The 21,044-nt window shown below is 45.0% G+C and carries 20 protein-coding genes; 12 read left to right on the top strand and 8 right to left on the bottom strand.

All coding sequences use genetic code 11. The features are described 5' to 3' along the window. The first annotated feature begins 1 nt into the window (after position 1). Positions 2-586 (top strand): DUF4468 domain-containing protein, encoded by a 585-nt coding sequence (locus ABDK00_RS14260; protein WP_346236705.1) that lies wholly within the window; start codon positions 2-4, stop codon positions 584-586. A gap of 200 nt (positions 587-786) precedes the next feature. Here the strand turns inward: ABDK00_RS14260 and ABDK00_RS14265 are convergent, their stop codons facing one another. Continuing rightward, a complete protein-coding gene (locus tag ABDK00_RS14265; protein WP_346236704.1) occupies positions 787-945 on the bottom strand; it encodes a hypothetical protein in 159 nt (52 codons plus the stop codon). A 30-nt stretch (positions 946-975) separates the two neighbouring features. Between ABDK00_RS14265 and ABDK00_RS14270 the strand changes: the two genes are divergently transcribed. The 6 genes from ABDK00_RS14270 (at position 976) to ABDK00_RS14295 (ending at position 6,336) form a co-directional block, all read left to right on the top strand. Continuing rightward, a complete protein-coding gene (locus ABDK00_RS14270) occupies positions 976-1,326 on the top strand; it encodes a hypothetical protein (RefSeq protein WP_346236703.1) in 351 nt (116 codons plus the stop codon). Between the two features lie 25 nt (positions 1,327-1,351). Next, positions 1,352-1,591, top strand: a complete 240-nt coding sequence (locus tag ABDK00_RS14275; protein WP_346236702.1) for a hypothetical protein — start codon at positions 1,352-1,354, stop codon at positions 1,589-1,591. A 262-nt stretch (positions 1,592-1,853) separates the two neighbouring features. Continuing rightward, complete coding sequence (locus ABDK00_RS14280) at positions 1,854-2,552, top strand: DUF6624 domain-containing protein (RefSeq protein ID WP_346236701.1); 699 nt, start codon at positions 1,854-1,856, stop codon at positions 2,550-2,552. A 503-nt stretch (positions 2,553-3,055) separates the two neighbouring features. Next, entirely contained in the window at positions 3,056-3,352 is a 297-nt protein-coding gene (locus ABDK00_RS14285) for a hypothetical protein (protein WP_428400338.1), read from the top strand. A 65-nt stretch (positions 3,353-3,417) separates the two neighbouring features. Beyond that, positions 3,418-5,736 (top strand): TonB-dependent receptor, encoded by a 2,319-nt coding sequence (locus tag ABDK00_RS14290; protein ID WP_346236699.1) that lies wholly within the window; start codon positions 3,418-3,420, stop codon positions 5,734-5,736. Positions 5,737-5,766: 30 nt separating this feature from the next. Next, positions 5,767-6,336, top strand: coding sequence for a hypothetical protein (locus ABDK00_RS14295; RefSeq protein WP_346236698.1), 570 nt, complete (start codon positions 5,767-5,769; stop codon positions 6,334-6,336). A gap of 28 nt (positions 6,337-6,364) precedes the next feature. Here the strand turns inward: ABDK00_RS14295 and ABDK00_RS14300 are convergent, their stop codons facing one another. Both ABDK00_RS14300 and ABDK00_RS14305 read right to left on the bottom strand, forming a co-directional pair. Further along, positions 6,365-6,838, bottom strand: coding sequence for a thioredoxin fold domain-containing protein (locus tag ABDK00_RS14300; RefSeq protein WP_346236697.1), 474 nt, complete (start codon positions 6,836-6,838; stop codon positions 6,365-6,367). A gap of 7 nt (positions 6,839-6,845) precedes the next feature. Continuing rightward, a complete protein-coding gene (locus ABDK00_RS14305; RefSeq protein ID WP_346236696.1) occupies positions 6,846-9,140 on the bottom strand; it encodes a TonB-dependent receptor in 2,295 nt (764 codons plus the stop codon). A gap of 474 nt (positions 9,141-9,614) precedes the next feature. Here ABDK00_RS14305 and ABDK00_RS14310 point away from each other — a divergent pair, with 474 nt between their 5' ends. Next, the gene (locus ABDK00_RS14310) at positions 9,615-9,833 is read left to right on the top strand and encodes a hypothetical protein (RefSeq protein WP_346236694.1); all 219 of its coding nucleotides are present in this window, start codon (positions 9,615-9,617) and stop codon (positions 9,831-9,833) included. 617 nt (positions 9,834-10,450) lie between these two features. Here the strand turns inward: ABDK00_RS14310 and ABDK00_RS14315 are convergent. Further along, on the bottom strand, positions 10,451-11,134 hold the full coding sequence (locus tag ABDK00_RS14315; protein ID WP_346236693.1) for a DUF421 domain-containing protein: 684 nt from the start codon (positions 11,132-11,134) through the stop codon (positions 10,451-10,453). Between the two features lie 73 nt (positions 11,135-11,207). Next, complete coding sequence (locus ABDK00_RS14320) at positions 11,208-12,881, bottom strand: glutamine--tRNA ligase/YqeY domain fusion protein (protein WP_346236692.1); 1,674 nt, start codon at positions 12,879-12,881, stop codon at positions 11,208-11,210. A gap of 83 nt (positions 12,882-12,964) precedes the next feature. Here ABDK00_RS14320 and ABDK00_RS14325 point away from each other — a divergent pair, with 83 nt between their 5' ends. Both ABDK00_RS14325 and ABDK00_RS14330 read left to right on the top strand, forming a co-directional pair. Beyond that, entirely contained in the window at positions 12,965-13,414 is a 450-nt protein-coding gene (locus tag ABDK00_RS14325; protein ID WP_346236691.1) for a hypothetical protein, read from the top strand. A gap of 5 nt (positions 13,415-13,419) precedes the next feature. Beyond that, a complete protein-coding gene (locus tag ABDK00_RS14330) occupies positions 13,420-13,572 on the top strand; it encodes a hypothetical protein (protein WP_346236690.1) in 153 nt (50 codons plus the stop codon). 4 nt (positions 13,573-13,576) lie between these two features. On the opposite strand, the gene ABDK00_RS14335 is transcribed toward ABDK00_RS14330, so the two are convergent. Further along, positions 13,577-14,617, bottom strand: coding sequence for a hypothetical protein (locus ABDK00_RS14335; RefSeq protein ID WP_346236689.1), 1,041 nt, complete (start codon positions 14,615-14,617; stop codon positions 13,577-13,579). Between the two features lie 100 nt (positions 14,618-14,717). On the opposite strand from ABDK00_RS14335, the gene ABDK00_RS14340 reads away from it, so the two are divergent. Both ABDK00_RS14340 and ABDK00_RS14345 read left to right on the top strand, forming a co-directional pair. Next, on the top strand, positions 14,718-15,530 hold the full coding sequence (locus tag ABDK00_RS14340) for a (Fe-S)-binding protein (RefSeq protein ID WP_346236687.1): 813 nt from the start codon (positions 14,718-14,720) through the stop codon (positions 15,528-15,530). A 100-nt stretch (positions 15,531-15,630) separates the two neighbouring features. After that, complete coding sequence (locus tag ABDK00_RS14345) at positions 15,631-16,140, top strand: hypothetical protein (protein ID WP_346236686.1); 510 nt, start codon at positions 15,631-15,633, stop codon at positions 16,138-16,140. A gap of 4 nt (positions 16,141-16,144) precedes the next feature. On the opposite strand, the gene ABDK00_RS14350 is transcribed toward ABDK00_RS14345, so the two are convergent. Then, positions 16,145-18,958 carry an NPCBM/NEW2 domain-containing protein gene (locus ABDK00_RS14350; RefSeq protein ID WP_346236685.1) on the bottom strand — a complete coding sequence of 938 codons (2,814 nt, stop codon included), beginning with the start codon at positions 18,956-18,958 and terminating at the stop codon, positions 16,145-16,147. Between the two features lie 306 nt (positions 18,959-19,264). Further along, entirely contained in the window at positions 19,265-21,025 is a 1,761-nt protein-coding gene (locus ABDK00_RS14355) for a RagB/SusD family nutrient uptake outer membrane protein (RefSeq protein WP_346236684.1), read from the bottom strand. Positions 21,026-21,044 lie beyond the last annotated feature (19 nt).

The raw sequence follows: 21,044 nt of genomic DNA on the forward strand, positions 1-21,044 counted from the left end.
AATGAAGGAAATTATAGTTACGATTTTTTTAATCGCAGTATCTTTTTATGGACGTAGTCAAACTAAAGTCGAGATCAAAAGCGGAAGTCCATTTTATGAAGAAGTAGTTCAGCTTGATTCCTCTATCACCAAAGAAAGCCTTTATAAAAGTGCTAAAATGTCCTTTGTTAAAGTTTTTAAGAACGCGAAATATGTAACTCAAGTTGATGATAAAGAGTTAGGGAAACTTGCTGCAAAGGGGGTGTTAACCTTCAATTATGGAAGTTACATGAACGTCGGCAATCATACTGAAGTTATACAGTTTACCATTGACATTACAATGAAAGATAACGGCAGGTTTAGAATCAGAGTTTTTGACTTTGCAAATAGAACTCCAAGCAATAACTACATCCCAATATCTGAGCGTTTCGGATATGTCGGAAATGGTTTAAATAACAAACACGCGTCTTTTACCCAAATGATAGTCTTGGCTGACTCTGGTAAAAAATATGCCTCAGAAGCTTTAAATAACTTTCACAACGAGGTGCAGGCGTTAATAAACAGTATTAAAAATAATATGACAGTAACGGCAGATGACGATTTCTAAACTCTAAGATCCAAAATCTGATAATTTAATAAATCACCACAGTATGGGTAAAAAGGTAATTCAAATATTTGACACAAAAACGAAGCAGACGCTTTCATTGAATGCAGATAAAGTTCTTTATGTCATTTCACATTATGACAGGGCACAAATCGTTTACGAAGGAGCGTTTTTTGAAACCGACCTTGGATATAACGAATTTGTTAAGATGTGGGAGTCGGCTCTTTCTCAATAGCAGCTACAAGCTTCTCATAGTTTTCAACAGTTAAGCTAGCATCCATATATAAACATCCATTTCTGGCTTCGAGTTGAGCGGCCAGTTTCATTAATTCGATTTTTTGATCTGTTGTAAGAGTGTTCATATCGATTTATTTTTTATCAAAAATAGTTAAATGTCCAAATCGAAAAAAAAAGAAATTGATTACCGGCAGGAAATAAGATCTCGCTTCCTGGAGGCCATTAGGACAATAATTAAGGACCGGGCACATGGGATTAAAACAGTTGCTGAGCTAGCTCCTAAAATCGGTGCCTTCCAGCAAAACATTTCGCTCATGGAAAAAGGCGACCGTTATCCCACGTTGGAACAGGTGGCCAAGCTTTGCGAAACTTTCGAATTTTCCACTGAATGGATCATGTTGGGCAAAGGGCAATTGCAGTTGAATGGTCAGAAATCTAGCGAAAACGAAGATCGATTTATCAGAATAGAGAAAGCCCTCAATGAACTACTGAAGGCTAGTAAATAATTTTTTAATCTTAAAATTCAAACAAATGACACCAAATGAAGAAAAAATTACAATCGCCAAAATTAGAGCGCTAGAAACATTCGTTTTTGCTTATATAAAGGGGCAGGCCGGAGAAGACATTGCATTAGCAAACGTGGACAACTACGACAATTTTTGCAGGCAATTATATCAACAATTTGGCGCCATTGTACCTGAAGCGGAACAAAAGAAAATGATGGATAATATCAAAAAAAACGTAAAAGCTATACAAACTGATATCCGCTAACAAAACCCGTTAACAGTTAACAAAACAGTTCTTTAAAATAGCACTTTTTTAAAATTGGAGCTGCAATTGGCGCGGGTTTCAGGAGGTTGACTACCTGCTTACCCGCCTTACAAGCAGAGGGTCGGCGGTTCGAGCCCGTCAACTCCCACAAAAAAGCAGTTACAATCAAGTAGCTGCTTTTTTTTGACCTGTGCAGAAACGGGATCACAGGGGCGCGGGGCTTGTGGTAGACAAACCGCCCATCTACATTAACCATCACACTATGAAAACATTTATACTAACACTCATCCTTCCGTTTCTCCTGACGCCTGCCATGGGGCAAGCCATCAGCAATCCTTCCTTAAAAAGAGAACTGGATAGTTTACAATTTCTGGATCAAAAATATCGAGGAGCGCTGAGTGCTGACATGAGAGGAAAGGGCGATTCACTTGCATTAGCCTATGGTGTTGCAAAGGAGCATATAACCGCCCACTTATGGAAATTGCAAAACAATATCGACTCTTTGAATCTTTTGAAAATTGAGGAAATTATAAGCAAACATGGCTATCCCGGCACTTCGCTGGTGGGCAACCCGAGCAACGAAGTAGCGTTTTACATTATCCAACATTCCAAAGTCATTGATAAATATTTGCCCGTTATAAAAACGGCCGCGGAGAAAAACGAGATAAGCTTTCGGCTTTATGCTATGATGCTCGATCGGTCGTTGATGTTTAAAGATAAAGAGCAAATCTACGGCACACAAGCTTCGGGGTTGAGCGTTAAAAATGCTGCAAGCGGCAAGTGGGAAAATTTCATGTTCATTTGGCCAATCAAAGACCCCTTAACGGTCAACGAAAGAAGAAAACGAGCCGGCTTCAACAGCACGGTCGAAAAAAGCGCAGAGCACCTGGGTATAACCTACGAAATTCTAACGCTGGAAAAAATTTTCGAGCTACGAAATAAGGTCACGCTTAGTGATTAGTGTTACGATTTCGAAATGCGGCGTAAATGCAGTGATGCCGATAGGCTTTTGTAATGCTTCTTTTCTAAAAATAGGGGTTGGCAACGTTTAACGGCTTTATGGCTGACTCATTTTTGCGTTAAATGTCCTCCGACATCAAGTTCAACAATTTTTTAAGTGTCGAATTTCCAGCTTCTTCCTTCTTAGTCAAATCTCACCGATGGTCTTGTGAGCTGCCCGTGGACTCAGCATTTAGAAGAGACTTACCATACGCCGAGTCCCTTACAGGAGACTCGGCCGAGAAAAAATGACAAAACTTTTTATTTGGAAACATGTTGCTATCAAAAAAATTTGGATTGAAAAATTCTATTGCAGGTTGAACTTTGGAAAGGTAACTCAGCATCCACCCTTCACAAATATTTTCCGCGATCCGGTGATCTTTTGTCAAAACTTATTAAATTTGCAACTGGGTGGCAAATTTTGCATTGAAATATCCAAACAGACTAAAGGCCCTGGCTTTAGGAATGCTTCTGATTTTCGCAATCAGCAGTTGTCCCAAACGCTATCTGCATGATATTTTTGCCAACCATATCGATTTTGTCGCACATACAATGCCCGACGGCAAAGCGCACGTCAGCCAAAGCGGCTTTCAATGCGATTGCAATTCGCTCGTAGCCACTTCTCCTTTTACAGCGCAGGCCAACGATGTAGTTTTACATGGCAAGCCTCTGTTCTGTTTGCATGCTGTGGCTTTTATCACCGCGCCAAGTGCAGCCCCTCCTGCCTTTATCGATTTAAGAGGGCCGCCTTCAATGGGATAACATGATCTGTGTTTCAGGAACCGTCACGTTCCTGTATTTTTCTCATTTTATGAATTGATTTCCCGTTGAAGTATATTTTCACCATCCTCCTGGTATGTTCTTTTTCTTTTTATGCCACGGCGCAAAACTGTTCCATCAGTTTGTCGGGCCACGTAGAAGACGCTGATACGCGGCAGCTGCTGCCCGGCGCCACGGTAACGATTAACGAAACAGGTGCGCGTCAAACCACCGATGAAAAAGGCGACTTTACATTTAGCGCCCTTTGCACCGGTAAATACTCCCTTACCATCAGCCATGTCAGTTGCGATACGCTTAGAAAAAATATCCAGCTCGACAAAGACCTGCATGTAGAACTTTACCTGCCTCATGCGCGGCGAACGCTTGGAGAAGTACTGGTGGAAGCTCAAAAAGGCGCTGCTAATACAGGCTTTAAGAAAGAGCTCAACGCTGCCGCACTCGAAACAACGAAGGGCTTCTCCCTCGCCGAAGCGTTGAGCCAGATCAACGGCGTAACAATGTTGCAAACCGGATCCTCCATTTCAAAACCTGTCATTCATGGCTTGCACAGCAGCCGTATTCTTACCATTAATAATGGCGTTCGCCAGGAAGGGCAGCAATGGGGCAACGAGCATGCGCCCGAAATCGATCCTTTTATCGCGGATCAATTGGTGGTGATAAAAGGTGTGGATGAATTGAAATACGGATCCGATGCAATTGCCGGCGTGATCCTGGTGGAACCGAAAGCGCTGCGAAATCAACCGGGTTATTCCGGAGAATTTAATTCCGGGTATTTTACAAACAACGGACAATACTATGTATCGGGCGTGTGGGAACAGCAGTTGAAAAAATGGCCTGCTTTCAGCTACCGGTTGCAGGGAACGTTTAAAAAAGGCGGCAACGTGTCGACACCCGATTATCGCCTTAACAATACCGGAAGCGAGGAAAAAAACTTTTCTGTGACGGCTGCCTGGCGACAAGCGCGTTTTAATACCGAATTATTCTACAGCCATTTCGCGACCAAAGTGGGCATTTTTACCGGGTCACATATCGGCAACCTTACCGACCTGGAGCGCGCCATCGAAGCCGCAAAACCTGATGCAATCTTTCTGGGGCAGCGCACCTACGACATTCAGCGGCCGTATCAGGATGTTGCTCATCACCTGCTAAAATCGAAGACCACATTTCGACGCGGCGAAAACAAATTTAATATTTTGCTGGCCGGCCAGCTGAACCATCGCCAGGAATACGATATCGTAAGAAGCGCCGCCAACACGCGCCCGCAGCTCGATCTCTCCATCGCCACTTTTTCTGAAGATATCAACTGGGAGCATCCCAAAAGAAATGGCTTCAACGGCACCGCAGGCATTTCGATGATGCAGCAGGATAATAGTTACAGCGGCCGTTATTTTATTCCTAATTATTTTTCGTATTCCTTTGGCGGCTTTTTTATTGAGAAATGGAGCCGGCACCGATGGGAGCTGCATGCTGGTTTGCGCTATGACCATAAAACGATTAATACCAACCGGCTGAAATTTAATGGCGACTCCATCAATAACGATTTTAAGTTTTCCACTTTTGCAGCTTCATTCAACGCAGTGTATAAAATTTCGGATAACTGGCGTTCCAACATCAGTGTAGGACTGGCAAGCCGCGCGCCCTATGTAAATGAATTACTCAGCGATGGTATCCATCACGGAACCGCCACTTATGAAAAAGGCAATATTGCCCTGAAGCCCGAACAATCGCTTCATATCACTTCAGGCGTTCATTTTCAAAACAATGCCAAAAACCTTGATGCAGATATTTTATTGTATGCCAATTCGATCCACAATTTTATTTACCAGCAACCCAGGCCTGATAGCGCCGTGTTGACCATTGCCGGCGCCTTTCCGCTTATCGAATACACACAAACCAATGCGTTGCTATATGGCTTAGACCTCGGTGTTTCCTGGAATGTAACAGCCCCACTCAAATGGACTTCTAAACTTTCCGTGTTGTATGCCCGCAATGTTTCAGCCAAAGACTGGCTGATTCTTATGCCTGCAAATAGCATGAGCAGCGACCTGGCTTATCAATTTAAAAATGGGAAACGCCTGTCGAACAGTTATGTGTCGCTCGAGTTTCAGCATGTCGCCCGCCAATCACGCGTCCCCGACGAAGCAAATGGCCGCCAGGATTATAAAGCGCCGCCGCCCGCCTACAGCCTGGTCCATTTTAACGCAGCCACAACGGTTGCAATCGGCAAAACGCCTGTCACTTTCGGCATTGGCGCGCGCAACCTTTTAAACACCGTGTATAGAAATTACCTGAACAGTATGCGCTATTTCACAGATGAGATGGGCAGAAATATACAATTCAGAATCAAAGTTCCTTTTAATCCCTAAACTATTTTTTTAATACAGAAAACAAAAAAGATGAAAAAAAACTTATTTAAAATCGCATTGAGTATGACGCTGGTGACTGTGTTGCTGGCAGCCTGCAAAAAAGATGATGTCGATGTAGAAGATAACGAAGAAGAAGTGATCACCACGATGAAGCTGACTTTTACACCGGTTGGCGGCGGCACAGCAGTGACCGCACAGTTTAAAGACCCGGACGGCCCAGGCGGCACCCCTCCCACACAAGACGAAATTTTGCTCGCTCCGTCAACTACTTACAACGTGTCGCTGCAATTGTTGAACGAAACACAAAACCCCGCCGAAGATGTGACGCTCGAAGTAGTTGAAGAAGCGATCGCCCACCGCTTTTATTATGAGCCTGATGCCGGCAGCAATATCACTGTTTCGGGACTAAACAATGATGAAAACGGGGTCGCATTAGGCACTACGAGCAGCTGGGTTACAGGCGCAGCGGCCAACGGCTCCATCAGGATCACCTTGAGGCATTACCCCGGCAATCCCCCCGGCAAAGCCGCTGCTGATCCGGTTAACAGCCCGAAATCAGGCACTGACGTTGAGGTAAATTTTACTACCAAAATTCAATAAGAAAAAGCGGGGAGGCCTGATGCCTCCTCTATTTTCTTGTGGCTATCGCGTCAACAACTTCCAGCAACTTGTCCTGTTTTAAAACGCCGGCATAGCGGAATATAACCCGGTAATTTTTATCAAGCGCTACCCAGGTCGGAAAGGTCAACCGCTCCGATCCGTTGAGCGCCACCGCAAGTTCGTGAACGCCATGCCACCCCGATTTTGTATACCGATACAAGCCGGATCGAAAACGTAGCGCTTCTTTTTCATCCGCATTGAGCTCCAGCAAATAAAAATCTTCAGCGCGCTTTTGCAGGTTTTTACTTTTCGAAATTTGCTGCTTTTGCAGAAAACAGTAGGTACACCAATCGGCGGTGATCAATACCAGCATGGGCCTTTCCTCCCGCTTCATAAGACTGTCGGCCCGGGCCACCGGCAGCGGCTTGAACTGGGCCATGCCGGTCACCGCGCAGAGGAGCAGGGCAAAAATTAATTTATATTTAAGCGCGGACGCTTTCATATCATTTTTAAAACAACTGGTACCGAAAACCAAGGAAACCGCGGATGCCCTGGTTTGGCGCGTACACATAAGAAGGATCGAAGGTTAAGCCATACGGATTATCGGGCGTAGCGATGGCGCGCCCCTCCGCATCAAACTGCACTTCTTTATCAAAAGGGTCGTTTGCGCGCGCGATCAGGAATGGGCTACCCTTGGCGGGGGTCCAGTTCAGCAGGTTTTTAACGCCTCCGTAAATTTCAATTTTTTCGCCGATGTTGCGGCTAAGCTGAATATTTTGAATACTCCACCAGGGAGCGTAGGCGCTTCGCGGGTCAAGATCGCTCAACAGCGGCAGCCGCATCGGCCCGTATAAATTTCCGGTGTAATCGATTTTGACGCCGACACCCGGGATCGTGTAACCCAGGGTCCACACGCCTGTGAGGCGCTCGGCAAACAATTGCCTTTGCCGCATGCCGTTTTCTTTGTTGAATACATCCATTGCGGTCGCACCGATCAGCGCCTTAAACCCATTGGGCAACACCAGGTCCGCATTTAAAGAAACCCCTCTTGAAACCCCGTAACCTTTCAGGTTGTCATAAATAATCTTATTAGGATCCGAATCATAATCCGGAATGACTTTATTGGTAAAATAGGTGTAGAACAGCGTGGCATCCAAACCCAAAAAGGCAGCGCCAACATTTATCTTTTTTACAAAATTGAGGTTCGCATTCCACGAGGTTTCGGGTTTCAAATCTTCAGTAAATACCACTTCTCTTGCACCAGTCAAAGCGGCATGATCTTCCGTAAATACATTCGCAACGCGATATCCGTTTCCTAAACTGAGGCGCAGCGTATGCTTTCTATCAAAAGAGCTCCATTTATAATTAATGCGTGGCGTAACAATATTTCCGTGGAGGGAATTATAATCGTAACGCAGGCCGAGCAATAATTTGTGATTGGCGTGGAGCGCAATTTCATCCTGCATAAAAAGCCCCGGCAGATGGGTTCTTGCCGGCTTGTTCCAACCCACATTATTCAAATCGGCCGTGGCCGGCGTATTATCATCGTAATAGGTATAACGATAAGCCAAACCCGTCAGCAGCTCGTGCTTTTGAATTGTTTTAAACCAGGTGAGTTGAGCAAAACTTATTTTTTGATTAGCCTGATATGGGATATTTCCATACACGGAATTTTGATCATGCCCGTTGGCGCTAAACTGCAAAAGAAGAGTTTCTTTTAACGGCAACTGATAGGTGCCAAACAGTTCCCAGCGGCTGGTGTAAATACTTTCACCATATACTTCATCTCCTCCGCGGTAGCGGGCCGACCAATTCATTTCACCGCCCCATCTGTCTTCATAAACGTAACGGCCCGCTAATGAAAAAATACGATTCTCAGGACGCTCGACATCCCATTTGTTAAACACAGAAACGCGATGCTGTAACGTCACATCAGTAAAATGATCTTGGTTATTGTCGATTGGATGCTGATAATTAAAATAATTCACTCCTAAAAGTGATGTTGCTTTTTTGCCGGCGCGCAATTTGGCAGAGAGGTCAACGTTCAACTCTTTCCAACTGGTAGCAAAAACATCTGCAGCGAGCAGCGGCACATTTCCCGGCCGCTTCGTGATGACGTTGATGAGCCCGCCGACCGCTTCGCTGCCATAAAGCGTCGATGCCGGACCTTTGACTACTTCGATCCGATCTACCAGCGATTGCGGAATACCGCTCAGTCCGTAAACGGTGGACAGCCCGCTAACGATAGGCATGCCATCGATCAAAATCATCGTATAGGGCCCTTCGAGCCCATTGATATGAATATCTCCCGTGTTACAAATATTACAGTTGAGTTGCGGCCGCACGCCGTTGATGTTTTGCAGCGCATCAAAAATAGTGGCGGTGGGATTGGCCTTAAAAAATTTGGACGTATACACTTCAATCGGAACAGGACTATCGTTTCGAGACACTTCTTTCATTGTGCCGGAGATCACCACTTCCTCCAATTCCTGATCAACTTCTCCCAACAAAATGTCCAGTCGGCTTTCCTCTTTTTGCAGATTAAATTTTGATCGGGCAGTTTTAAAACCTGTGGCGGTAGCTTCCATAATCCAGCTTCCATACTCGAGATCGCTGATCACATAATTACCGAGCGAGTCCGAAACGGCTGCTTTATCTGAATTCAGAATGCGCACTGACGCAAAAACCAGGGGTTGGTCCCATTTATCCGTGATCCTGCCTTTGACATCGCCTGTTTGCGCTTCGGCAATGCCGCCATATAACAACATCCATAGCAGCATCCCGCGCCAGCTACTCCGATTCATAATTAGATTAATCTATAAATTTTAAATAAAAAATTACATTTCAAAGTTAGATTAATCTAACAATATGTTAGTATTTTTTTATTACCTTTTTGATCAGCAGGTTGTAGCGCCAAAAAAACCGTAGCCAGCATTTCATTAAACGCGCTACGGTTTGATGAGAAGGGGGTTAAAGTCTTATAACTCCCGTTTCGAGCCGTTCGTCGAAAAAAATGGCTAACTCGTCGAATTCCAAAAGATTACCTACACATTTTCTTCTACTTTTACGGCGGTTTAGAGGGCTTAGAGTGGCTACGGGATCTTTCCAGATCATTGTTTGCCGCTCTATTTTTTTGGCTAACAACGAAAGATCTGTTTCCTATAAATGGATTATCCTTGCATTTCCCGCGCCAGCCACATTAAAATACGCACCTGCCCTTCAAAGTTTTTTCGGATTACATATTGAAATGCCGTATCTTAGAGCTAACTCTAACCACCATGACTACAGGACTTAGCTACGATCAAGTTATTAAATCGCTTGTGAAATCAGAATGCGATGATTTCATTCAGCAGGTGATTATCTTACTTACCCTCGTTCATGATGAAATCAAGACAAGCTCTCTTGAAAAATCAGATTTTACTTTCACCCAGTTTGATGAAGGCCATATCCTGGTCTCAAATGTAAAGGATAGTTGGCCAGGGTATCTTTCTGATTGAAAGAAATTCAAATGAGGCTTCTCCAAATTTTCCCATTGGGGCAAGACGGTTAGCAACTTATGCCTGCTGTATGCACAATAAAATGAAGTCATAATTTAGGTTTTCGATTCGGAAGGCCCAATTTTCTTTGATGGAGATCAAATCAATTCAGTTTTAAGCAACTATAATGCGGTTAAGGCATGAAAATTGCTCCAAATTATGATTTAATAGCATTTTATACACGACGGTATAATAAAGAAACCCCCTGTAAAAACAGGAGGTCTAAGCCCTCCCCCAGCCTCAGGCTGGGGTTTTTGTGTTAACCCTCTAACACAAAATCTTCAATATTATAAAATATCAATTTAAATTGAAAAACTATTACATACGTTGAATCAGCAGTCTATTTTGCTTCTTGTACTTCTGTCGTATTGGTTAACGTGATATCGTTGTCGGGGTATAGCCGTTAATTCGTTGTATTGTACTTATTAATAATAAAGATCGTGCCACACTTCTGCATTTTTGTTAATATAATAAAAAAAAAGCAATTAAACAAATTCATTTTCAGGGAGTTCTATCGAATATTTTTTTAACATATTGAATTTGAGGAGTAAATAAGCCGGATTATTTTCCGGGCTTTCTCACACCCATTGGGAATCCGAGCCTTCGGACCATTTGGAGGTGCCGCAATTGGAGCAGCGTTTGATTTCGCCCGCCATTTGATAGACGGTGGTGCCGCAATACGTGCAGGCATATAATCCGTCTGCGGGAAAACGCTCGGTGTAAAATGTTTTTACTTTATCAGGTAAAATATGCAGGCCGGGCTTTACTTTTTCGTTAGGCACTTTAAATACACTCACATCACCATTAACTTCTAAAATGGCATACTTAATCTGGCCAAGATGTTCAATACCAGCAAGCCGCAACTCCATGAAAAATTCATCGAAGGAAATATTCTCATTTTGCACAACGGCATCAGTGTATAAACCGTTTTCGATAATAAGCACAGGTTTACCTTCGACCAGTCGCTCGAATTTATCTGATTTTAAAAGCAGGTAGGTAATTAACTTATAGAAAATAATAATGCTGACAATAGTCAGCACAGCAGAAAGGACGCCCACATCCTTATAAAATCCCATATCGCCGGCCGCCGACCCCAGCGTAAGAATAATGACCAATTCGAACACGGTAAGCTGTCCGACTCCTTTTTTGCCGGTAAGCCGCAGCGCAATCAATACCACTACAAATGATATAAAACAGCGTAATACGATCTCTAGCATGAACGGCCAGTCTTCGGCGCCCAGTAAAAACTCTTTTATATCCATGCGTTCTAAGTTGATGGAAGATTTTTAGATCTTTAGCTTTTCAACTTACAAATTAGGTACCAAAAGAGAGGTGTTATTTTCCAGCTTTCGCCCAGCTGTCCTTTAAGGTCACGGTTCGATTAAAAATAAACGGCGGCTTTTTAGAATCCTTGTCCAAAACAAAATATCCCTTGCGTAAAAATTGGAAACGGTTGTCGGTGGTAGCTTCCGCCAACGAAGGTTCTGCCAGCGCTCCTTCCACTATGCGGAGCGATTGAGGGTTGATATAAGACTGAAATTCGCTGCTTTCGTTGGCAGGATCTTCTACTGTAAATAAACGATCGTATTCGTTGATTTGAATGGCAATATGATCATTGGCATTGACCCAATGCAACGTGCCTTTGACGTGGATGCCCGATGTGTCAGCGCCGCTTTTACTGTCTGGAAAATAAGTGCAGTTTAACTGTGTTATATTACCTGCTTCGTCTTTAACGACTTCGTCGCATTGAATAATATACGCATGCTTCAAGCGAACTTTTTGTCCGGGCGCCAGCCGAAAATATTTTTTTGGCGGGTTTTCCATAAAATCTTCCCGCTCGATATATAATTCCCTGCCAAAAGAAATAGAGCGGTTGCCGTCCTCAGCGTTTTCCGGATTATTCTCCGCCGTCAACATTTCTCCTTCCTGCTCATAATTGGTAATAACTACTTTCACAGGATCAAACACGACCATTCTTCTAAGCGCAATTTTATTAAGATGTTCGCGTGCGCAAAATTCCAGCAAGCCTAAATCAACCATATTATCGCGCTTGCCGACACCTATGCGGTCACAAAAGTCGCGGATGCTTTCAGGCGTGTAGCCGCGGCGGCGATACCCGGCAATAGTAGGCATGCGCGGATCATCCCAGCCGGAAACATATTTTTCATTGACCAATTGCAGCAATTTCCTCTTGCTGGTCACCGTGTGGCTCAGGTTTCTTCTGGCAAACTCATATTGCCGCGAAGGAAAAATTTCAAGTTTCTCAATTAACCAATTATACACTTCGCGATGGGGAACGAACTCCATCGTGCAAATGGAATGGGTAATATGTTCAATTGAGTCGCTTTGGCCGTGGGCAAAATCATACATCGGGTAAATACACCAGGCGTCGCCGGTGCGATGGTGATGCGCGTGTTTGATACGGTAAAGCAAAGGGTCGCGCATTTGCATATTGGGCGATGCCATATCAATTCTGGCACGCAACACTTTTTCGCCGTCTTTATATTTTCCGGCTTTCATGTCGGCAAATAATTCGAGGTTTTCCTCAACCGACCTTTCGGCAAATTGATTGCGATGGCCTGGCTGTGTCGGCGTTCCTTTTTGCGCAGCAATTTCCTCGCTGCTGCTATCGTCGACGTAGGCCAAGCCTTTCTTGATTAACTTTACGGCATATTCGTAGAGGGTTTCAAAATAATCAGATGCGTATAACTCATTAGCCCAATCAAACCCCAGCCATTTTATATCTGCTTTAATGCTATCGACATATTCGGTATCCTCGGTGATGGGATTGGTATCGTCAAAACGCAGGTTGGTGCCGCCGCCATATTTTTCTGAGAGGCCAAAATTCAGGCAAATGCTGCTGGCATGGCCTATATGTAAGTATCCGTTAGGCTCTGGCGGGAAACGCGTCATTATCGACTTATATTTTCCTTCCGCCAAATCCTGTTCCACTATTTCTTCCAAAAAATTGAGGCTCTTTTCTTCCTCCAAATGCTTATCTGCGCTCATAATGCTATTTTCTTGAGTAACGGCAAATTTAAATGATTATCATGTAATCACCACTTGACAAAAGCAATCCTTAGCTTCGCGAAATGGTATTACTGAAGCCGCTTCATAACTTATTACTCGCTTTTTCGGTTTTGTTTTTTGCTGCAGCCTTTTTCACGCTCAAGAAAACCCTGGATATTCATCTGCCCGCGCAGATGATTGTTATCAGTTTTGCCCATATTTTTATGTTTACGGCCGTTTATTTTGCTGCACTTTGGCTGGCGTACACGTTTACGATCAAATGGGCCTGGTCCGAAAGATTGTACAAAATACATATCCTAGCAACGGTGGTCTTGGTTTCCTTCCTGCTGGCCACGGCTTTATGGAGCAACCCAATTTTAGAAAAATGGTTGCAAAACGACCCCTTGCAAAAGCAGTTGGTTTCTTTAAAAATCGGGCAGCTCATTACCGGCGGCCTGTTAATATTAACAACCATTCAATTGGTTTATCCTTTAAATTTGGTGATTGGATTGATCAAAAACAGAAAAAACTGAATATTATGTCATTGCTGAATCAAAACAATAAAAAAGGAAAAAAAGATAATAAGAAAGCGGCGGGAAAGCAGGCTGCGAACGCCAAGTTGGCTCAAAAACCTTCCGCTGCCGCGTTTGTAAGCAAACAACAGAACACCGGTTCACAGCGAGGCAGCTAAGTTGCTATTCATATTTTTCCAGGATGGCAAAATGCCTTCTGGCGGCTTTTAAATAGTCAAGCCCTTTTTTGAAAGGCCAGTTCGCGCTTCCTTTCGCGGCGTTGTATTTGCTGATTTTGTAGAGGGCTTTCCAATGTTGTAAAATGGTTCGATAAGCCTGCCAAATCGTGAGCCCGCTATCATAAATATGGTTGGGTTCGGCCCCAGCGCCGTTATATTCAAGAATGATAAAGTTGCGGCCTGCTTTCAGATCATTTACCGATTTTATTTTGATATCGTAGCGACCGTAGAAAAACTGGGCGTGATGGCTGATTTTGTCAAAAACTGCTACGAGGGTATCATCTATCTCCGAGTCGAGGTTAATAAATTTTGCGCCACGATTGTGGTTCCCGGCGAAAGACAAATAAAAAATATCGTCTTTATCGATAACGCGATCAAACCGATGGCCATGCATCAATTCCATTTCCGCGAAGCGGTGTTTCGCACGCGGATGCGCCTCAATCAATGCTTTCAGCGTGCTTTTCCCATCACCCTTTACCTGCAACAATTCTTTATGAATAAACCCGGAAACCGTGCCGCGCTGCTCCCAGGGATAGCGGTAATAGAAAACACTTACCTCTTCAGGCAAGTCAATTTTTTCCTGGATGATATACTCAACGGGCATCCGGTCGTGATAACGTTCTAATTGGGCTTCATCTTCAATAATTCTAAACATTATCCCTTTCATGCCCACATCGGGCTTCACAACAAAAGGATATCGAATCCCCAACGCTTCCATTTTAGAAAGCACTTCGCTAAAAAGAAGGCCCGATTCGATATAAAGTGTTTGGGGGGCGAGCTCGGGAGGCAGAAGCGCGTACATCTCCTTTTTTCCTTCACCTTCAAACCCACCGAAGGTGATGGTTGGATTGGAAGCCGTAAAAAACCAAAACGCGCGGCTTCTTAGGCAATACCAAAACCAGACTGGTGTTATCGGAGCATACAAAACATAAAAATTCCACAGCTCCCAGTTAGATAGTCTCTCAAAAAATTTCCTGATACCCATGAATTATCGGCAAATATACCTGCCCGTGCGTTAAAAAAAGCTAATTTTATCCGACACGCGCAACGCTGCGGCCAAAGACAGCGTATGCAGAAAAAAAATTATGATGAAGATACCTACGATGGCTGAAATGATGGCAAGCGGAACGACGCCGGAAATCCTGTTTTGGGTAGGATGCTCGGGCAGTTACGATCAGCGTGCCCAAAAAATCACGCGGGCGTTTGCCAAAATCCTGGACGCCACAAAAATAAAATACGCGATCCTGGGTAAAGAAGAAATGTGTACCGGCGATCCGGCGCGGCGCGCAGGAAATGAGTTTATGTTTCAGATGATGGCCTACCAAAATATCCAGATCTTAAATAATTATGAGATTAAAAAAATTGTGACGGCCTGCCCGCATTGTTTCAATACTTTAAAAAATGAATATCCCGAACTGGGCGGCCACTACGAGGTCATACATCATACCACCCTGCTTCAACAGCTTATTGATGAAGGGAAGATTAAAATGAAAGACGGCCATCAATTCAAAGGCAAAAAAATTACTTATCATGATAGCTGCTATCTCGGCCGCGCTAACGATATTTATGAGGCGCCGAGAAAGGTTCTTGAAATGCTCGATGCAGAGCTGGTGGAAATGAAGCGCTGCCGCAGTAAGGGCTTGTGTTGTGGCGCCGGCGGGGCACAAATGTTCAAGGAAGAAGAGCCAGGCGAAAAGCGCGTCAATATTGAAAGATCGGAGGAAGCCTTAGCTACGGCAGCCAATTTTGTAGCCACCGCCTGTCCTTTCTGCAACACCATGATCACAGATGGCATCAAAAATGCGGAGCAGGAAGGAAATGTCAAAGTGATGGATATCGCAGAGCTGATCGCTGCCCATATGAGCTTGCCCGAAGACGAAAACCCTCTTAACGATTGACCGCTCACTATTGGCCATTCACTTTTCACCATTCACTTTTCACCATTGACCATTCACCATTCACTTTTCACCATTCACCCGCTCTCGTTAATTTTGCATTATGAATTTGAATTATAAAAACTTGTTGCCCGCTGATTTTAGTCCCGCTTCTCGCGTTTGGGTGTATCAGGCCAGCCGGCTTTTATCAATGGGTGAAGCTATCGATGCCGAACAAAAAATTGAATCTTTCACTGCGCAATGGCAGAGTCATGGCGCTGATGTCCGCGCGGCGGGTTTCCTATTTTTCGGGCAGTTTGTCATCCTGATAGCGGACGAAACTGCGGCGAGTGTCAGCGGCTGCAGCACCGATAGTTCCGTACGTTTTATCAAATCGCTTGAAGCCAGCTACGGCGTTAATTTTTTCGATCGCACCACACTTGCCTTTGTTATCAAAGATAAAATACAACTTCTCCCCTACACGCAGGTGCAATATGCATTGGATAATGGCTATCTAACTGGCGATACGCCTTACTTTAACAACCTGGTGGCCAACAAGCAACAATTAGAAGAGAGCTGGATCATCCCTTTGAAAGCCAGCTGGCTAAAAGACCGGATAACCCTTCCTGCCTAAATCGCTACTTTCCCTGTTCCAATACCAACCAGGTATTGCCTTCGGCAGGAATAGTCAATTCTATACGCATTTCGTGGTCGCCGTTGACCGGGTAAAGTTTTGCTGGCTTACCATTGACGCTCACACTGGCCACTTTTGAAATCCCCGTATAATATAACGGCAGCCTGATAGTAGTAGTAATGGGTTTTGTAAGCGGGTTATACAACATGGCAAATCCTTTTTGTTGTTGCAAGGGATCGGCGTGAAGAATCCCATCCCAATCCCGCCCGGTAGGGCGGCGCAAATGAATGATATCAGCGTTCAATATGTCGCGGTATTTTTTATAATGATCAATTTCTTTTTTCACCACAAGGCGCGTTTCTTCGGTGTCGTAGAGCCGGCTTCCCCTGTAACAGGCCTGCACGCCGCTGCCGTAATTTTGTTGCATATGAGCCGCGTATTCTTTTAAATGATCAGATAAAGGTTCGAGCGTAGCCGCTGCTCCGCCACCCTGATACTCCACCAGCGGCACGAATGTCCAACCCATTGAAGGTGTGCGGCGCCAGGTTCCGTCAAAAATATTCTGACGGCCCAGTAAAATTTGCTGCGCCCTCGGCAACGACCAGTTTACTTCGCGATAGCCGATGCCCGTTTTATTCGCGCCATTCAACATATAAAAATCCGGGGTATTCATATAAACATCTTTGGAGCGCAGCCATTGATAAAGATCTACCGATTGCTTCCATTGATTCCATTGCGAATCGTAATAATCTTTGTGCCCGGGATGGTTGGTAGCGGCACAGAAGTCGCCGGGATATGGCCCGTCATGTTCAAGCAGATCGAAGCCCGTATACTCAAAAAAATGCCTTAGCTTTTTCAAATAGGCTATACCCCAATCGCTGCCCAAACAGGGCGCATTGCCGAAAGTGGCGCCACCGGGTTTTCCTGTTTTTATATCGATCACATCGGTAGCGGGATTGATGCTGCGGCTCGAGAATAAGGAATAGCCACCGATTTCAACACCTTTGCTATGGGCGTAGTCGGCTATTGCCTTAAACTTGTTCAAATTACTGTCGGATTGATTTTCCATATTCAGCCCGCTTCCAAAGCTTAAAATAATCATCTCATAGCCCGTCGCTACGCATTGGTCCACCGCCGTTTTCACTACCTTCGGATCGGTAGAGCGCAGGTGCATAAAAATGGGGTTCTCAGTAATCCAGGGCGCAAGGACGCGGTACATTTTACGCTGCGCTAAAGTATTGCGTTCCATATCGGTTCCGTCCAGCGCTAAAATATAGGTGTTAAAGCCTATCCAGCTTTCGCCGCGCTCGAGGGTTTGGCCCGGGCCGATTGCCGGCTGGCTTTTTACAATGCATGGTGTTTGCAATTGATAGTTGACCTGGGACGTGTAAGCCGGATCAGTTTCCCAGGAAATGGACTGATTGCTTTCTTCATAGCTCATGCCATCAAAAGCATAATCATTTTGTATAAAAAAATTGGGCTTACTCCATGGCACGCGCGGAACGGAAACAAAGTTTTCTTTTTCGGGATAAGCAATAATTTCCCCTGTGAAATGATCGATCGATATTTTTTCAGATGAGTTATTAATAACACTAATCGTTTTTGCAATCAGTGGGATATGATCATATATTTTGTGATGTACTTTCACTACGACGCCTGTTAAAACCGGATGTGTGAAAGATAACACGAGCTCCTGGCCCGTTGCCTGCCATTGTGTGGCCGCTATCCATCGCTTTGCCTTCCAGGCTATCTGCGGTTTTATCGCAGTTACTTCAACACCGCTCAACACAAAAGAACCCGGCACCGCATACATATCTTTGATCCATTCATCTAATAAATACCCCCGGTTCACCTGTCCTGCCAGTCCTCCCACATCGTAGGCCTGCCCGTTGATTTTGATGATAGCTTCGGGTTCTACCGCCCTGACATATTCTTCTCCCGTTACCAGGTTTTTAAGGCTTACCGTCGCGGCGTTCGGTGCAGCGACGATGGTTCGGCTCACCAATCCGTTAGACAAAATGATCCGGTTGCCGGCGCTTCTCTCAATAGTAGCTTTGATTTGGGGTGTGGCCAACAGCCAGTCCTTCGCGGCCACTTTTTTTGTATGAAGGGGTAATTGCTGAATGTTAGCCATTACTTCGGGCGACAGTTTTTGATTTGCCCGTCGAAGCGCGCCGAGATCGGCTTCATCAACAAACTGCACCAATTCGGGTGCAGTAGTTGTTATTTTCAGCAGGCCCAGATCGGCCATATCGCCGCCAATATTATCACCGCCATTTGTTATTTTGATTTGTAAAAGTTCGACGCCTTTTAGATCAATAGTAAACGGCTTCGCTTTCTCTTTCTGTTTTAAAATTCCGCTGCGCCAAAGTTCTTTGCCATCGCCTGTTACAATCATTTCTATTGAGCCGGCTGGCATTTCCTGAAGCTGGTAGCCTACGCCCAGCAAAGTTTGTTGCTGGCTGGCAGGATCAGAAAAAAAATAGGTTTTGTAACCATCAGTGCGCGCGAAAGAATCTATTTTACTTTTTTCGGGCCAGTCGGTAACACCATCATCAACGCCAATAAAACCGGTAAATTCTGATGCCTTTTTACCCAGATAAACCGAAGCCGAGAAAGGAGCGTGTACGCTGAAACCATTATCAAATCTCCGGCCGGCTACCCTCATTTTGGCCCCGTGCATGGCTTTGTTAACCGCGGGGGCCATGACCTCCTGCGTAAAACCTTTTAAGCGAATCGAAGTAAGATCCACCACTTTTTGCTGAGCCGCCACATATTGTGCCGATAGGAGCAACAGGACATAAAGAATTTTTTTCATCGTAATTTTTTATGGTTTTATGGGTCGAATGCCCGCCTGAACTTTCGGGCAGGGCCGCCTGAACTTTCGGGCAGGGAACTTGCCAGGATAACATTTTCATTCCCTTGTGTGATAAAACAAAAATTTTATAATGAACGTTTCATCGCGATAAATTTGAGCGCTGGCAAAATTACAATTGCTATAAGACAATCGTGTGGTAAATCCCGACAGGCAAGGCTGAGGCCGGCGTAGGAACAAGATGTATACTAAAAAAACTTGTATAAACCCGAATCATGCAGGTTTATACAAGTTGATGCTTTATCGTTTTTACTCTAAAGTAGGATTAAAAGAGCCACCCCAGTCGATACTTTGCTCCAGTTTCGGGTTTTTCTGTATTTGAGTGATCGGAATGGGCGCAAAATAAAAATTAGAAGGAATATCAAAAGTTACGCCAGCCGCCGGCGCTTTTAGAATGGGGCCAAAGCTGTAAGTAAAATCTTCCGGAAGATATTGATAGCCGTCCCTTTTGGCCGGATCGACAGGCAAGTTGGCGGGTTTCAGCGTAGACGCAACGCCCCTTTCTAAAGTACCATTTAAGCTGGTCAGCGTGCGCGAACGTTTCAGGTCCCAAAACCGCTGCCCTTCAAAAGCAAATTCTACAAAGCGTTCCGCGTAGATAAGTTTTCGCACGTCGTCGCGGCTACTGGCCGTGATACCATAATTGCCGCTTCCTGCGTCAATCCCTGCTCTTTGCCTGATCTGTTGCACTAAGGCAATCGCTTCGGGCGTTTTGCCCACTTCGTTGGCCGCTTCGGCAAGATTTAATAAAACTTCAGCATACCGTATCTCGATCCAGTCAACTGAATTCTGTGCCACTTCGGCTCTTTTCAACTCCGGCTGCATGCCTTTACGCGTGTACGTGCCGGTTCCTCCCCGCGCCTGTGGATCTAATTTATAGGCATCATCGTTGTTGGCTACCATATCGTCGGTATATTGCCTTCTGCCGGCAATCCCACCGCTTTCATAAACAGCGCCATTATACACGATCGATTCATCAAAACGCGGATCACGGTTTTTCCAGAATGTTTGTTCATCGTAGGTATAATTCGGGCTCTGCCCGATGGCATATCCATCTTTCATTGGATAAGCCTGCAACAGCGCCCAAACCGGGTTATCAGCGCCTGCGTCGTTGGCCGTTTGCGAGCCGGGCCTGGCGCCCTGTTCCCTTCGGCCATCAGTGCGTGTTGGAGCGGTAAACTTCACCGTAAGAATAGCTTCCTTATTTCCCTCATTGCCAACCGACCAAATGCCGGAGTAGGACGGATTTAAGCCAAATCCGTCGGCATCAAGCATAGTCTTAGCGGCGAGGTTCGCATCGTAAGCGGCCTGCCAATAGCTATTGCCATAGGGATTGGAAGGATTAAACAAGGGGCTTGCTTTATAAAGCGCCACGCGTCCCTTTAGTGCAGCCACCGCCGCAGATCCGATACGGCCTTTATCGCCGTCGGCAAAAACCTGTCCGTTTAGCAACTGGCCAGCTTTGGTAAGGTCGGCTTCAATAGCGGTAAAAACTTCCGCGGTTGAAGCCCTGGCCACCTGAAGGTCCTGACCCAATTCCTGCGGCTCGAGCAGTATTGGCACGCCGCCATAAACGCGCACTAAAAGGAAGTAGCTGTAGGCTCTCAAAAACAGCGTTTGCCCGACAATCTTATCTTTGGTCGCCTGATCCAGCGTTCCGGTTTCAATCTCCTTCAATAAAATATTCATTTGCCGGATATCAACATACTGATCTTCAAAAACACCAGACCAGGGGTGACTTGAAGCCTGTATAGAATTCTGATTGATAATGCCGCGCGTATCGTCAACGCCCAGTCCGCCATATAAGGCGCCGCTTCGTGCAGGCCAGCCGGGAGGCATTACCCTTTTATACAGATTAGCAAGATAGGCGTTGGCCAGCGCAGGATCGCTCCAGGTAAGCCCTGGCTCGATGGCGTTTAAATTTTTCACATTCAGGACGTTTTTGTTGCAGCCCAAACTCACAGCCATCAACACAAACAATCCGATCCATTTATATTTATATAATTCCATGTGTTTATTTTTTGAGTGT

The sequence above is a fragment of the Niabella insulisoli genome (genome assembly GCF_039652435.2).
GTDB lineage: Bacteria > Bacteroidota > Bacteroidia > Chitinophagales > Chitinophagaceae > Niabella > Niabella insulamsoli.

Excerpts from the sequence above, each read along its gene's own strand:
- ABDK00_RS14260 (WP_346236705.1), top strand. The coding sequence starts at position 2 with ATGAAGGAAATTATAGTTACGATTTTTTTAATCGCAGTATCTTTTTAT.
- ABDK00_RS14265 (WP_346236704.1), bottom strand. The coding sequence starts at position 945 with ATGAACACTCTTACAACAGATCAAAAAATCGAATTAATGAAACTGGCC.
- ABDK00_RS14270 (WP_346236703.1), top strand. The coding sequence starts at position 976 with ATGTCCAAATCGAAAAAAAAAGAAATTGATTACCGGCAGGAAATAAGA.
- ABDK00_RS14275 (WP_346236702.1), top strand. The coding sequence starts at position 1,352 with ATGACACCAAATGAAGAAAAAATTACAATCGCCAAAATTAGAGCGCTA.
- ABDK00_RS14280 (WP_346236701.1), top strand. The coding sequence starts at position 1,854 with ATGAAAACATTTATACTAACACTCATCCTTCCGTTTCTCCTGACGCCT.
- ABDK00_RS14285 (WP_428400338.1), top strand. The coding sequence starts at position 3,056 with ATGCTTCTGATTTTCGCAATCAGCAGTTGTCCCAAACGCTATCTGCAT.
- ABDK00_RS14295 (WP_346236698.1), top strand. The coding sequence starts at position 5,767 with ATGAAAAAAAACTTATTTAAAATCGCATTGAGTATGACGCTGGTGACT.
- ABDK00_RS14300 (WP_346236697.1), bottom strand. The coding sequence starts at position 6,838 with ATGAAAGCGTCCGCGCTTAAATATAAATTAATTTTTGCCCTGCTCCTC.
- ABDK00_RS14305 (WP_346236696.1), bottom strand. The coding sequence starts at position 9,140 with ATGAATCGGAGTAGCTGGCGCGGGATGCTGCTATGGATGTTGTTATAT.
- ABDK00_RS14310 (WP_346236694.1), top strand. The coding sequence starts at position 9,615 with ATGACTACAGGACTTAGCTACGATCAAGTTATTAAATCGCTTGTGAAA.
- ABDK00_RS14315 (WP_346236693.1), bottom strand. The coding sequence starts at position 11,134 with ATGGATATAAAAGAGTTTTTACTGGGCGCCGAAGACTGGCCGTTCATG.
- ABDK00_RS14320 (WP_346236692.1), bottom strand. The coding sequence starts at position 12,881 with ATGAGCGCAGATAAGCATTTGGAGGAAGAAAAGAGCCTCAATTTTTTG.
- ABDK00_RS14325 (WP_346236691.1), top strand. The coding sequence starts at position 12,965 with ATGGTATTACTGAAGCCGCTTCATAACTTATTACTCGCTTTTTCGGTT.
- ABDK00_RS14330 (WP_346236690.1), top strand. The coding sequence starts at position 13,420 with ATGTCATTGCTGAATCAAAACAATAAAAAAGGAAAAAAAGATAATAAG.
- ABDK00_RS14335 (WP_346236689.1), bottom strand. The coding sequence starts at position 14,617 with ATGGGTATCAGGAAATTTTTTGAGAGACTATCTAACTGGGAGCTGTGG.
- ABDK00_RS14340 (WP_346236687.1), top strand. The coding sequence starts at position 14,718 with ATGATGAAGATACCTACGATGGCTGAAATGATGGCAAGCGGAACGACG.
- ABDK00_RS14345 (WP_346236686.1), top strand. The coding sequence starts at position 15,631 with ATGAATTTGAATTATAAAAACTTGTTGCCCGCTGATTTTAGTCCCGCT.
- ABDK00_RS14350 (WP_346236685.1), bottom strand. The coding sequence starts at position 18,958 with ATGAAAAAAATTCTTTATGTCCTGTTGCTCCTATCGGCACAATATGTG.
- ABDK00_RS14355 (WP_346236684.1), bottom strand. The coding sequence starts at position 21,025 with ATGGAATTATATAAATATAAATGGATCGGATTGTTTGTGTTGATGGCT.